The sequence below is a fragment of the Mycobacterium intracellulare ATCC 13950 genome (genome assembly GCF_000277125.1).
Taxonomy (GTDB): domain Bacteria; phylum Actinomycetota; class Actinomycetes; order Mycobacteriales; family Mycobacteriaceae; genus Mycobacterium; species Mycobacterium intracellulare.
The window spans coordinates 5,281,319-5,294,162 of the sequence record NC_016946.1 but is presented as its reverse complement, the minus strand read 5'-3'; the positions used below and the strand labels follow the sequence as shown (position 1 = coordinate 5,294,162).

The window sequence follows — 12,844 nt, the reverse complement described above, 5'->3', positions numbered from 1 at the left end:
ACCGCCGCTGCTGCGGTCGGAGCGAGATCGGTTGTGCGCGGCGCTCATCCGGCGTGAGCGCCCCGGCACCTTGCGTCCCGCCCCTCATTGCGAGTGCCACCGGCTCGTCTCGGCCGGGCCGAAGCGCGGACCCGGGCCGCAATGTGGTCTGCTACTTGTAGTTACGGGTCGGGACACGGTTGAGCAGCAGCCACGTCCCGGCCAGCGGCTCGAATGAATGCGGCAGCGATGTTGAACGCAGTAGCCCAGGCCCTCAACGCGGTCCTCACCGCGGCGGGCGACCACGTGGCAAATCCAGCGCGGGTGTCGGATCCCGACAAGCTGCGCGCCGCCACCTCCGGCAAGACCGCGTTGGTGACCGGCGCCTCCTACGGCATCGGCGAGGCGACCGCGCGCAGGCTCGCGGCCGCCGGCGCGACCGTGCTGGCGGTCGCCCGGTCCGAGGGAAGGCTCGGAGACCTGACGGCGTCGATCAACGCCGGCGGCGGGCACGCGGTCGCCTACCCGACCGACCTCACCGACGAATCCGCGGTGAGCGGCCTGGCCAAGCAGATCACCGAGGAGCACGGCCCGCTCGACATCGTGGTGAGCAACGCCGGCAAGTCGCTGCGCCGCTCGCTGCACCACCAGTACGACCGCCCGCACGACTTCCAGCGCACCATCGACATCAACTACCTGGGGCCCGTGCGGCTGCTGCTGGGACTCGTGCCCGCGATGCGCGACAACGGCAGCGGGCACATCGTGAACGTGTCCAGCGTCGGCGTGCGGGTGGCGCCGGGCCCGCAGTGGGGCGCCTATCAGGCATCGAAGGGGGCGTTCGACCGCTGGCTGCGCAGCGTGGCTCCGGAACTGCACGCCGACGGCGTCGACGTCACGACCATCTACTTCGCGCTGGTCCGCACCCGCATGATCGCGCCCACGCCCCTGCTCGGCCGGTTCCCCGGCCTGTCACCGGATGACGCCGCCGACGTCATCGCGAAAGCGGTCATCGAGCGGCCCCGCACCCTGGAGCCGCCCTGGGTGCTGCCGGCCGAGTTTGCCTCGGTGCTGTTGGCCGGGCCGGCCGACCACGCCGCCCGGCTATGGCACCGCCGATTCCTCACCGATTCCGACGGGGGCGACCGTGACCACTGACCGCGTCGCCACCACCGCCGCCCGCGCCCTGGTGCACTCCGGCCTGCTCACCCCGCCGTCGCCCACGGCGGGCGTGCGGCTGCTTCGCGAGGCGCGCCGGGGCGGCACGAACCCCTACACGCTGCTGGCGGTCACGGCGGCCCGGTGGCCCGACCGCACGGCGATCGTCGACGACGACGGCGCCCTGAGCTACCGCGAGCTGCAACGCGAAACCGAGTCCCTGGCGCGACGGTTGGCCGCGGACGGGGTCGCGCCCGGCCGGGCGGTCGGGGTCATGTGCCGCAACGGGCGCGGCTTCGTCGCCGGTGTCTTCGCCGCCGCGGTGCTGGGCGCCGACGTCGTCCCGGTCAGTACGGAGTTCCGCAGCGACGCGCTGGCGGCCGCCGTGCAAGCCCACCGCATCTCAACGATGGTCGCCGACAACGAATTCGCCGAGCGGATAAGGGCCGCCGACGAATCGGTCGTCACGGTCGACCCGGCCACGGTCACCGCCGAGGAGGGCGCCCGGCGGCCGCGGGTGGCCGCGCCCGGACGTATCGTGCTGCTGACGTCGGGCACCACCGGCAAACCCAAAGGGGTGCCGCGCGCACCGCAGCTGCGCTCCGCCGTGGGGGTCTGGGTAACCATCCTCGACCGCACCCGGTTGCGTACCGGTTCGCGAATCTCGGTGGCAATGCCGATGTTTCACGGCCTGGGGCTCGGCATGCTGATGCTGACGATCGCCCTCGGCGGCACCGTGCTCACGCATCGCCAGTTCGACGCCGAGGCCGCGCTCGCCCAGGCGTCGCTGCACCGCGCCGACGCCTTCACCGCGGTGCCCGTCGTCCTCGCGCGCATCCTCGAGCTGCCCGAGCGGGTGCGGGCGCGCAACCCGGTGCCGCACCTGCGCGTGGTGATGTCCAGCGGCGACCGCCTGGATCCCACGCTGGGGCAGCGATTCATGGACACCTACGGGGAGATCCTCTACAACGGCTACGGCTCCACCGAGGTCGGCATCGGATCCCTGGCGACGCCCGCGGACCTGCGCGAGGCCCCCGAAACCGTCGGGCGGCCGGTGGCGGGCTGCCCGGTGCGGATCCTCAACAAGAGCGACCGACCGGTGGGGCCGCGGGTGACCGGACGCATCTTCGTCGGCGGCGACCTGGCCGGCAAGGGCTACACCGAAGGCGCCGGGGAAGCCAAGGCCGTCGTCGACGGCATGACGAGCACCGGCGACATGGGCTACCTCGACAACGCCGGCCGCCTGTTCATCGTCGGCCGCGAAGACGACATGATCATCTCGGGCGGCGAGAACGTCTATCCGCGCGCGGTCGAAAACGCGCTCGCCCGCCACCCCGCCGTCGCCGACAACGTGGTGATCGGCGTCCCCGACGAGCGGTTCGGCCAACGGTTGGTGGCGTTCGTGGTGGCGCGGCCGGGCACCGACATCGACGTGCCGGAGCTCCGGGAGTACTTGAAGAGCCGCGTCTCGCGCTTCGAACAACCCCGCGACATCAACGTCGTAGACCGCATCCCGCGCAATCCGACCGGCAAGGTGCTGCGCAGGGAGCTGTCCGGCTGAACAGGATCGTCCGGCTCCTTACTCGCGCCGCTCCACGGCGCTCGCCGTCGCCGGACCGCGCGATCACTCCTCGGCGGGCTCCAACGCGGCGACCTGCTTGGCCAGCCAGTTGGGCGCCAGCGCCGAGATCACGGTGGCGCCCGCGGTGGAACCCAGCACCCCCGACCAGGCGACCGGACCCAGGGGCGTGCAGCCGAAGAACTGGCTGAGCACCGGGGTCTGCACGATGCCGACCAGCACACCGGCGCTGCCCAGCGCGGTCGCGATCACCAGCGGGCTGTGCCGGCGGGTCAGCAGCGTCTGCGCCAGCTGCGTCGTCACCAGGGCGGTCAAACCCATTGTCGCCGTGCGGCGTTCGGTGCCCGGCGTCCAGCGCCCGATGGCCCAGGCCGCCGTCGCCCCGGCCGCGGTCACCGCGCCGCGGGTGACGATCTGGCGCATCAGCGGCGCGTCGAGGGAGGGCGTGGGCCCGGTCAGCACCGCGCGCCGGTGCTGCCGGCGCGCCTCCTCGGCCTCCTCGGGCGACGCGTACTCGGCTTCGTCGGGTTCGACGTATTGCGACGTGACCGCCACCGCGAGCGCGGGGAACATGTCGGTGAGCAGGTTGACCAGCAGCAGCTGGCGGGTGCCCACCGGTGCGCGGCCGGCGCCGAAGGCGGTGCCGATGATGGTGAACAGCACTTCACCGACGTTGCCGCCGACCAGAATCGTCACGGCGTCCCGGACGCCCGCCCACATGCTGCGGCCCTCGACCAGGGCGTCCATCAGCACGCCCAGATCCTCATCGGTCAAGACGATGTCCGCGGCGCCGCGGGCGGCCGACGAACCCCGCCCGCTCACCCCGATCCCCACGTCGGCCATCCGGATCGCCGCGGCGTCGTTGGCGCCGTCGCCGACCATCGCGGTCACCCGCCCGCAGCGTTGCAGCGCGGCCACGATCTGCACCTTCTGCTCCGGGCTGACGCGCGCGAAGACCTGCACGTCGGCGACCATCTTGGAGCACGCGTCCTCGTCGAGCCCGGCGAGTTCGGCGCCGGTGATCACGCGCGCGTCCGCGGGCAGGCCCAGCTGCCGGGCGATCGCCCGCGCGGTGATGGGGTGGTCGCCGGTGATCAGCACGACGTCGCGGTCGGCGTCGGTGAGCGCCTCGATCAACGGGCGCGCCGACGCCCGGGCGGTGTCCGCCAAGCCCACGTAGCCGAGCAGCTCGAGGTCCTCGGCCGCGGCGTCCACGGCGTCGGCGTCGGTGTCGTCGTCGTCGGTCTCGTGCTTCCAACCGCGCTGCGCCACCGCGAGCACCCGCAGGCCCTGTTCGGCGAGACCGCGGACGACGCCCTCGGCCCGTTCCTGGTCGGCCTGCGGGTCGGCGAACCGGCAGCGCGGCAGGATGACCTCGGGCGCGCCCTTGAGGATCAGCACCGGCGCGTCGGCGGGATGCCCGTTGGAGCTACCCAGCGCGCCGATCGCGGCGGCGAAGCCGCGACTGGACTCGAAGGGCACCTCCGCGATCATCGTCCAGTCCGAATCGCCATGGCCGTTCAGCGAATTCGCGGCGGTGAGGATAGCCTCGTCGGTGGCGTGGGCATGGCCCTGGCCGTCCTGCGGCTGGGCGGACGCCCGCGCGGCGGCCCGCAGCAGCCCCGCCGATTGCGGATCGGTCAGTTGGGGCAGCGGGTCGTGCGGGTCGACCCCGACCGGCACGGCGCACACCACGCGTAGCCGGTTCTCGGTGAGCGTGCCGGTCTTGTCGAAACAGATGGTGTCGACGCGGCCCAGCGCTTCGATGGTGCGCGGCGCGCGGACCAGCGCGCCGCGGGCCGTCAGCCGCTGGGCGGCAGAGAGCTGGGACAGGGTGGCCACCAGGGGCAGCCCCTCCGGCACGGCGGCCACCGCGATCGCGACGCCGTCGGCCACCGCCTGGCGCAGCGGGGCGCGGCGCAGCAGCGCCAACGCCGACACCGTCGCACCTCCGGCCAGCGTCAGCGGCAGCACCTTGCTGGTGAGTTCCCGCAGCCGCGCCTGGATTCCGGCCGCCGTCTCGACGTCGGCGACCGCCGAAATCGCGCGGTGCGCGGCGGTCCCGACGCCGGTGGCCACCACGATCGCCCGGGCGTGGCCGGCCACGATGGTGCTCCCCTCGAAGAGCATGCTGGCCCGGTCGGGGTCGTTGACGGCGACGGGGTCCACCTGCTTGTCCACCGGCAGCGACTCGCCGGTGAGCAGGGACTCGTCGACCTCGAGGTCCTCGGCCACCAACAGGCGGGCGTCGGCCGGCACCACCTCGGGGGCGGCCAGATCGATGACGTCGCCGGGCCGCAGCGACTTCGCGGACACCGTCGCCGTGCGGGTGGCGTGCTTGGCGGCCTCGAGCCGGCGGCGCGTCGTCGCGACCGCGGGGACGACCACCCGGCGCACCATCTGGTCCTGCTCGGCGAACAGCTCGGCGGCCGCGGATTCGGCCCGCAGCCGTTGCGCCCCACCGGTTATCGCGTTGACGGTCATGACTCCCGCGACCAGCAGCGCGTCGATGTTGCTGCCGACGATCGCCGACGCGGCCGCCCCGACGGCCAGGATCGGGGTCAGCGGATCGGCGAGCTCGGTCCGGGTCGCCGACGCCAGCCGGGCCATGTTGTGCAGCGGCTTGCGCAGGGGCGCCAGGCCCGGGCTGTAGGACAGGTCGTCGAGACGGCGCCGCCACGAGGGTTCGGTCTCGACGGCCAGCGGCCGCGCGCCGCCGGCGAGCCGCGAATAGACGATCTCGGGATCCAGTGCGTGCCAGGCGGTCAGCGGTTGGGGGGTCGGGTCGGGCAGCCGCAGCACCCGGGTGGCCGAGAACGTTCCGGCCACCAGGGCCGTGGCCGCCGCGGCGTTGACCGGGTTGAGCCAGCGCCGAAAGCTCACCGGGTTGGTGGTCTTCTCCTGCTCACCGGTGACCAGCAGCAGCCCGGCCAACGTGGTGCCGCCCTGGGCCAGGTGCACCGCCGACTCGCTGGCCGATCGGGCCACCGGGATCGCCGAGAGGATCCGCACCGCGTCGGCCAGGTCGGTACCGGTGATGATGTCCGCGGTCCACGCCGTGGCGGCGCGCGGATCATCAAGCGCCACACCGACATCGGCGATCGCGAGCGCGGCCAGGGTGTCGGTCGACGCGAAGTCGCGGTGCAGCGCGGTGATCAGCAGCACCGGCCCGCGATCGGCCCGCAGCTCGCGGACCACGTTCAACAGCGGGGTGCCGGGCGGGTGCGTCGCGCCGACGCTGGCGGTCAGGTCTTCGGTCCCCGCGACGTGGCGGAGCACCACCCGCGCTCCGGTGCGGTGCGCGGTCTGGAACAGCGGGATCGCGTACGGGTCGACCTCCCAGCCCACGTCGACGCTGCCGACGCATTCGCCGTCGACGATCAGGTCGGCGCTTTCCAGGCCCTGCGCGGGCGTGGCCGAAGGCCCTTGATTGCGAACCCATTTCAGTCGTGCGCCGGTCGCCGGCAACTCGTCCGGGTCGGGCTCGGGCGCCTGTTCGCCGTGCAGCAGGGCGTCGGCGACCTCGTAGACCCGGTCGTCGTCCCAGCCGGGCGCGTCGCCGCGGACCCGCAGGACCGCGCGATGGTCGCCGCGCAGGGCGGCGCCGTCGATGACGACCACCTTCACCCGATCCAGGCGGCGCAGCGCGCCCGGGTCGAGAACCAGCTGCCCGGAATTGGCGAGCCCGCGGCCCAAAATCGCCGCGAACGCCTGCCGGCCCATGTGCGCGGCCCGCGGCACCCCGGCTTCGATGGCCGCGGCCGCGTCGTCGGTGCCGCCGCCGGCCACCAGCGCGCTGACCGCGGCGATCAGCGAGCCGTTCGCCGCGGAATCGACGTAGCTCTCCACCGGCCCGGCCATCGAGCCCTTCGCCTTGTCCATCGCCGCGTCGATGGTTCCCCCGACCACGACGTGCGAAGCCTCGCCGGCCGCCGCGGCCGCCCAGCTGTGCCGGGGCACCTCCGACTTGGCGGACGAGATGACCGGGACCACCGGGGCCTGTGGCCGTTGCGGCGAGGCCAGGTGGGGTTCCCGGTCCCGCCACACTCGGCGGTGCGCCGCCGCCTCGGAGACCTGCAGGGTGCGCTGGGTCAGGTCGAGCATCGGCGTGCCGAACGACTGCGTCAGGCCGTGGGCGGCGGCCGTCGTGGCGGCCAGTGCGATGTCGGTGCCCACCCGGCCCAGCCGCTCCTCGAGGATCGAGACCATGCGCGGTTGATGGTTGATGAGCGCGGCCGCGGCCCGGGTGGTCTGCGGCGCCGCGGGCAGCCGGGTCACCCATCCGGTCACCGCGGCGCCCATCGCGATCAGATCCAGTGCCGCCGCGGTGAGAGGCACCAGAATCGCCAGGGGGTTGCCCGGGTCGGCGAAGGGCGCGGACGGCGTCGCCGCCTCCGACTTCGACCAGGTGATGTCGGCGGCGATGGATGCGACGGTCGAGCGCACCTCGTCCAAGACGGCGTCGTGGTCCGTGCCGTCGGACAGTTCAACCACCAACCGGCCCAACGCACCCTCGACGTGCGCCTCGGCCACGCCCGGGATTCGGCGCACCGGCTCCTCGACGGCGGGCGCGTACTCGCCCCAGCGGGGGAACGGCAGCAACGGGTCCAGGTCCAGGTGCACGCGTTGCCCGCTGTGCCAGCGCACCGGCGGCGTGATCGGGGCGGCGGCGTTGTCGGTGGACGTGTCCGCACCGATTGCCCGGCCCGTGGTTTGAACCACCGATTGCAGGACGGGGCCCGCGAGCTCGGCGACCGGGCCGGCCAACGTCTGCAGCGCGCCAGCGGCCCCCGCCGCAGTCGACACGCCTGCCCGCACCACCTGCGCGGCTCCGCCGGCCACACCGGCGACGACGTCGGAAACGCCGGGAATCTTCACTCGTCACCCTTCAACTACGTCTCCCGCGCCTAATGATCCTGGCGTGTGAAGGACCTGTCCACACGTGGGGCGGGAAGGTAAACCGTCCGACGACATCGATGACGATGCGGGTCGATGCAGGTCGGGCTTCCCAAGATGGCAAGGGCTGCGATCACGTCCCTGGGACAAACATTACCGGGTTGAAGACAAACCAAACGCGCTGAACAAGTCGGGGTCGAGAAAGACGGTGATGCCGGCGATCCCGTCGCGACCGGGGGTCAAGACGTGGATCGAATGGGCCCGCAACACGTGATCGGCGGCGCGGCGGTACTCGGCGACGGCGGGTTGCGCGTTCGCGGCGGTCGGAACCATCGCGATATCGCCGGGCTGCGCCACGGCACGCTCGGCAAGGAACTTCAGCACCGTGTCCCGGCCGGCGAACCACACTGGGAGGGGCGGCATTTCGAGTTTGACGTCCGCCTGCAGCAGCGCGGTCAGCGCCGCCATGTCCGCGTTTTCGAATGCCGCGCAATACCGGTCGAGCAGTTCGCGCCGCCGGGCGTCGCCCGGCTCGGCCATCTGTTCCTCGCTGGGGGACAGCTCGGCGAGGTGGGCCCGGGCGCGCTGTAGCGAACTGTTGACCGCGGCCGGCGTGGTCTCCAGAAGCTCGGCGACCTCGGCGGCGCTGAACTGCACGACGTCGCGCAGGATCAGCACCGCGCGCTGGCGCGCCGGAAGCTCCTGAAGGGCGGTCATCACGGCCAGCCGCACGCTCTGCTTCGCGGTGAAGTCCTCCTCGGGGCTCTTGAACATCATGTCGTCCGGGATGGGTTCGAGCCACGCGTGCGCGCCCGCCGCACCGAGGTCGGCGTCCGGGTCCATCGAGCCCTCGCCCAGCCCGGCCGGCAGCACGCGGCGGGCGCGGTTTTCCAGCGCGCGCAGACAGGCCGTCGTCGCGATCCGGTACAGCCAGGTCTTCAACGCCGCGCGTTCCTCGAAGGCCTGATAGCCCCGCCAGCCCCGCAGATACGTCTCCTGCACGAGGTCTTCGGCGTCGTGCACCGAGCCCAGCATGCGGTAGCAATGCGCGATCAGCTCGGCACGAAACGGCGCCGCCCGCTCGACGAACTCCTCCTGCGCCGGCAATGCCCTCTCCTCTCGGCCGCGTGGTGAACCTACTCCTGTAGAGACATCCGGCCGCCGAAATTCATCGGCCGGCAGCGATGAATTCGGCCGCCCCGCCGTATCTCAATTAGTGAAGTCGCGGCACGGCCGCAGTCCACGCGAGGAAGCGAGCACGACATGAACCAGACCCCAAACCCCGGCGCCGACGGGTTCGCCGGCAGCACCGCGATCGTGACCGGGGCCGGCCGCGGCTTCGGCCGCGCGATCGCCACCGCGTTGGCGACCGCCGGCGCCGAGGTCGTCGGCGTCGCGCGCACCCGATCGCAGCTCGAGGAGGTGCGCGCCCAACTAGGCGACACCTTCACCCCGGTGGTGGCCGACGCCGCCGATCCGGCGACTCCCGGCCGGCTCATCGACCGGCACCGGCCGCGCACCCTGGTGCTGTGCGCCGGGGCGGCGCCGCGGATGGCGCCGCTGCAGGATCAGACCTGGGAGTCGTTCAGCGACAACTGGAACTCCGACGTCGCGCAGGCGTTTCACTGGGTTCGTGACGCGCTGCGGCGCCCGCTGGCGCCGGGCAGCTCGGTGATCGTGATGTCCAGCGGTGCCGCCCTGGCCGGATCACCGCTGTCCGGTGGCTACGCGGGCGCCAAGGCGACCGTACGGTTCCTCGCCGGCTATGCCGCCCTCGAATCGCAACGCGCCGGGCTCGGGATCGGCTTCACCGCCGTGCTGCCGCGGTTGACCCCGGCCACCGGCCTGGGCGCGGCCGCCGTCGCCGCCTACGCCGAGCGCCAAGGCGTCGACGTCGACACCTTCTTACAGGCCGCCGGGCCCGCGCTCACCGCCGAACAGGTGGGCAAGTCGGTGCTCGAGATCGCCACCGCCGGCCCGGACCACGACGCCTACCTGCTCACCTCCGCCGGCCTGTCGCCGCTGACCTGAAAACACCCGAGTTCGAAAGGCGCACAACGATGAACACACCCCCGATCGTGACGGCCCAGGAGTGGGCGAGCGCGCATCGAGAGCTGCTGGAAGAGGAGAAGAAGCTCACCCGGGCCCGTGACGCGCTCGCGGCCCGGCGGCGCCGGATGCCCTGGACGGAGGTGGACTCCGACTACCGGTTCGAGGGACCCGAGGGCACGGTCAACCTGGCGGGCCTGTTCGGCGGCAGGCGCCAACTCATCGTCTACCGCGCGTTCTACGGGCCCGACATCGACGGCTGGCCCGAGCGCGGTTGCCGGGGCTGCTCGATGATGGCCGACCACGTCGGCAACCTGGCCCACCTGAACGCCCGCGACACCACGCTGGTGTTCGCCTCACGCGCGCCGCAGGCCGACATCGCGCGCCTGAAGAAGCGGATGGACTGGAAGATGCCCTGGTACACGATCACCGACGGCTTCGACGCGGATTTCGGCGTGGACGAATGGCACGGCACCAACGCCTTCATCCGTGACGGCGATCGGGTGTTTCGCACCTACTTCATCAACAACCGCGGCGACGAGGCGCTGGGGACCACCTGGAGCTTCCTGGACATGACCGCGCTCGGACGCCAGGAAACCTGGGAGGATTCGCCGGAGGGCTATCCGCAGACCGCTCCCTACGAGTGGTGGGACTGGCACGACGCGTACGGCGAGCACGAGCCCTCACGCTGGTTCGGTGACCCCGACCCGAACAACCCCAACGACATCCGGCCACCGAAGAGCTAAGTGGCACAGGCTGTTTGGCGCGGCCCAAAAACACGAATGCGCGGTAGCCGTCGAACGGCTACTCGCGCATTTGTTCCGCCGAGAATTCGTCGGCTATAAAATTCGGTGGTTCGCCCTGCCGACCTGGTAGCCGGTGGGGAACGATTTCTCGATGACCTGCAGTTGGTGATCCACCCGGGATTCGAGCTCGAGGACCACGCAGTCGCTGAGCGCCTTCGATTCGAGAACTATGTACCGCTGACCACAATCGGTGATCGGGTCGCCCGAGTGCAATTTCTCGACCGGCACCGACTCCGGAGTTCCATCTGCCTCCATCCATGACACGTTAGGTCAATTCCGCAAGCGAGGGAATAGACCGCTACGTGGCGGCGCCGGCCTGGCGCTGCTTGAAGAACACGCTGACGTGAACGATCAATCCGTCGTCGTCCCGCTCGAAGAGGATGCATTCGGGCCACGTGGTCGCGACGCCATCGATCTCGAACGTCTCGGACAGCTCGGCGTAGGAGGTTCGGGCGTCGACGTGCGAGATCCGCCGCACCTGCAACCGGTGGCCCTGCAGAGCGGTGCATACCTTGCGCAGGTAGGCGACGTAGTGCGCCTTGCCCTCGACGACGTCGCAGAACGGACCCTCCCGGGTCAGGCCGTCCTCGGCGAGGGTGCCGGCCAGTCCGTCCCAGTCGTGATCGGTCAGGCATTGCAGGTAACGCTCGACCGCTTGACCTTCCGCCGCGTCGCCCATCACGCCTCCGCTCCCGCGCTCCTGGCATTGCGCCGAGCGTAACGCTGCGGCGGAAAAACCGGCAGAATGTCGCCGTGGCGTTACATGCGCGGGCCCGGTCGCTGCTTTTCGTGCACGCCGACCGGACGCTGTCCGAGCGCGTGCCCGCGCCGCCCGATGCGGTGCGCGGCTTCTACGTGGACCTGGACAACATCAGGCTCGTGCACCCGCTGATCGTGTCAGTGGAAACGTTGTCCCGCGGCGAAACCCCGGAGGGCTACCAGCAGAGCTATCGGGTGGTCGATCGAATCCCCTTGGGGCCGTTCACCATCCGTACCGTCTATCGCGCCCGGCTGCGAGTGCCGGCCGCCGGTGACGTGCTGACGGAGGCCGCCCAGTCACCCGGGGTGCGGTTACGCGGCACGGTGAGTTTCGTGCCCGACGACGGCGGCACCCGGGTCACCGAGCGCATCCGGATCTCCGCGCCGCGGCTCCTGGCCGGGGTGACCGTCCGCGAGGCGGTCAAGGCGCACGCCGAGATGCTGGCCGGCATCCGCAGGCACTTCGAAGTCACGCACCCGCGAAATCGATGACACCGCGAATGTTGCGGCCCTCGCGCAGATCCACGAACGCCTCGTTGATCTGGTCGAGCCGGTAGTGGCGGGTGACCAACTCGTCGAGTTTCACCGCGCCCGCCTGATACAACGACAGCAGCATCGGCACGCTGGTGCGCGGATTCATGCCGCCGTAGAGCGCGCCCCTGAGCTGTTTGGCCGACAGCGTCATCTCCTGCAGGACCAACGGGACCGGGGGTTCGGTGAACGGGGTGATGCCGGTGAGCACGCAGATCCCGCCTTTGCGAAGCAGCGCCATCGCCAACGGAAGCAGGTCCACGCGCACCACGCCGGGGCAGACGACGACGCGGTCGGCCATCAGGCCGGCGGTGATCTCCCTGACCAGAGGTATCGCGTCCTCGGCGGAGGCGGCGGTGTGCGTGGCGCCGAAGACCTTGGCCGAATCGCGCTTGGACTCAACAGGATCCACCGCGACGACGTATTTGGCGCCCACGGCGCGCGCGCCCTGCAGGGCGTTCATCCCGACGCCGCCCGCGCCGATGACGACGACGGTGTCGCCGGGTTCGGTGCCCGCCGAGATCGTCGCGGACCCCCAGCCGGTGCTCACCCCGCACGACACCAGCGAGGCGGCATGGAACGGGATCGCGTCGTCGATCTTGATGACGGAGCGTTCCGATAGCACCGCGTATTCGGCGAACGTGCCGAGTTGCCCGTAGGCCAACAGGTTTTCGTCACCGAGGTGGCGCCGGCAGGTGCCGTCGGTGGGCATCTCCCGCACGAACAGGCTCGCACCGATGTCGCAGATGTAGCTCTGGCCGTTGACACAGAACCGGCAGCTGCCGCACGCGGGGATGAAGGAGAGCGCCACGTGGTCTCCCGGACGCACCGAGGTCACGCCTGGCCCGATTTCTTCAACGACGCCGGCTCCCTCGTGACCGCCGAGCAGCGGGAACCAGTCCGGCGCCGGCTGGCCGCTCGCGGCCAGCGCCTCGGGGGTCGGCACCACATCGCCGGTGAACAGATGATCGTCGGAGTGGCAGATCCCGGCAACGGCCATGCGCACCAGGACTTCACCGCCGCGGGGCGGATCCAGCTCGATCTCGCGGATCTCCCAGTCCTGGCCGACCCCGCGGATCACAGCGGCGCG

General features: G+C 71.4%; 10 protein-coding genes. 5 read left to right on the top strand and 5 right to left on the bottom strand.

Features of this window, described 5'->3' with window-relative positions; genetic code table 11:
- The first annotated feature begins 228 nt into the window (after nucleotides 1–228).
- Entirely contained in the window at nucleotides 229–1,134 is a 906-nt protein-coding gene (locus tag OCU_RS49455) for an SDR family NAD(P)-dependent oxidoreductase (RefSeq protein WP_009957299.1), read from the top strand.
- Nucleotides 1,124–2,695 carry an AMP-binding protein gene (locus OCU_RS49450; RefSeq protein ID WP_014381518.1) on the top strand — a complete coding sequence of 524 codons (1,572 nt, stop codon included), beginning with the start codon at nucleotides 1,124–1,126 and terminating at the stop codon, nucleotides 2,693–2,695. Before OCU_RS49455 ends, OCU_RS49450 begins: the two co-directional genes overlap by 11 nt.
- A 63-nt stretch (nucleotides 2,696–2,758) precedes the next feature.
- Here the strand turns inward: OCU_RS49450 and OCU_RS49445 are convergent, their stop codons facing one another.
- Nucleotides 2,759–7,591, bottom strand: a complete 4,833-nt coding sequence (locus OCU_RS49445) for a cation-translocating P-type ATPase (protein ID WP_014381517.1) — start codon at nucleotides 7,589–7,591, stop codon at nucleotides 2,759–2,761.
- Nucleotides 7,592–7,762: 171 nt separating this feature from the next.
- Nucleotides 7,763–8,716 carry a sigma-70 family RNA polymerase sigma factor gene (locus OCU_RS49440; protein WP_009957141.1) on the bottom strand — a complete coding sequence of 318 codons (954 nt, stop codon included), beginning with the start codon at nucleotides 8,714–8,716 and terminating at the stop codon, nucleotides 7,763–7,765.
- A 156-nt stretch (nucleotides 8,717–8,872) separates the two neighbouring features.
- On the opposite strand from OCU_RS49440, the gene OCU_RS49435 reads away from it, so the two are divergent.
- A complete protein-coding gene (locus tag OCU_RS49435; protein WP_014381516.1) occupies nucleotides 8,873–9,640 on the top strand; it encodes an SDR family oxidoreductase in 768 nt (255 codons plus the stop codon).
- Between the two features lie 29 nt (nucleotides 9,641–9,669).
- Nucleotides 9,670–10,404 (top strand): DUF899 domain-containing protein, encoded by a 735-nt coding sequence (locus tag OCU_RS49430; protein ID WP_014381515.1) that lies wholly within the window; start codon nucleotides 9,670–9,672, stop codon nucleotides 10,402–10,404.
- Nucleotides 10,405–10,497: 93 nt separating this feature from the next.
- On the opposite strand, the gene OCU_RS49425 is transcribed toward OCU_RS49430, so the two are convergent.
- A complete protein-coding gene (locus OCU_RS49425; protein ID WP_009957137.1) occupies nucleotides 10,498–10,719 on the bottom strand; it encodes a hypothetical protein in 222 nt (73 codons plus the stop codon).
- A 43-nt stretch (nucleotides 10,720–10,762) separates the two neighbouring features.
- Nucleotides 10,763–11,143, bottom strand: coding sequence for a nuclear transport factor 2 family protein (locus tag OCU_RS49420; protein ID WP_009957136.1), 381 nt, complete (start codon nucleotides 11,141–11,143; stop codon nucleotides 10,763–10,765).
- A 74-nt stretch (nucleotides 11,144–11,217) separates the two neighbouring features.
- Between OCU_RS49420 and OCU_RS49415 the strand changes: the two genes are divergently transcribed.
- The gene (locus tag OCU_RS49415; RefSeq protein WP_014381513.1) at nucleotides 11,218–11,715 is read left to right on the top strand and encodes an SRPBCC family protein; all 498 of its coding nucleotides are present in this window, start codon (nucleotides 11,218–11,220) and stop codon (nucleotides 11,713–11,715) included.
- On the opposite strand, the gene OCU_RS49410 is transcribed toward OCU_RS49415, so the two are convergent.
- Complete coding sequence (locus OCU_RS49410; RefSeq protein ID WP_014381512.1) at nucleotides 11,693–12,835, bottom strand: NDMA-dependent alcohol dehydrogenase; 1,143 nt, start codon at nucleotides 12,833–12,835, stop codon at nucleotides 11,693–11,695. The two genes, OCU_RS49415 and OCU_RS49410, sit on opposite strands and share 23 nt — an antisense overlap.
- Nucleotides 12,836–12,844: the final 9 nt, after the last annotated feature.

Coding starts and splice junctions, on each gene's coding strand:
- OCU_RS49455 (WP_009957299.1), top strand. CDS start 229: ATGTTGAACGCAGTAGCCCAGGCCCTCAACGCGGTCCTCACCGCGGCG.
- OCU_RS49435 (WP_014381516.1), top strand. CDS start 8,873: ATGAACCAGACCCCAAACCCCGGCGCCGACGGGTTCGCCGGCAGCACC.
- OCU_RS49430 (WP_014381515.1), top strand. CDS start 9,670: ATGAACACACCCCCGATCGTGACGGCCCAGGAGTGGGCGAGCGCGCAT.
- OCU_RS49425 (WP_009957137.1), bottom strand. CDS start 10,719: ATGGAGGCAGATGGAACTCCGGAGTCGGTGCCGGTCGAGAAATTGCAC.
- OCU_RS49420 (WP_009957136.1), bottom strand. CDS start 11,143: ATGGGCGACGCGGCGGAAGGTCAAGCGGTCGAGCGTTACCTGCAATGC.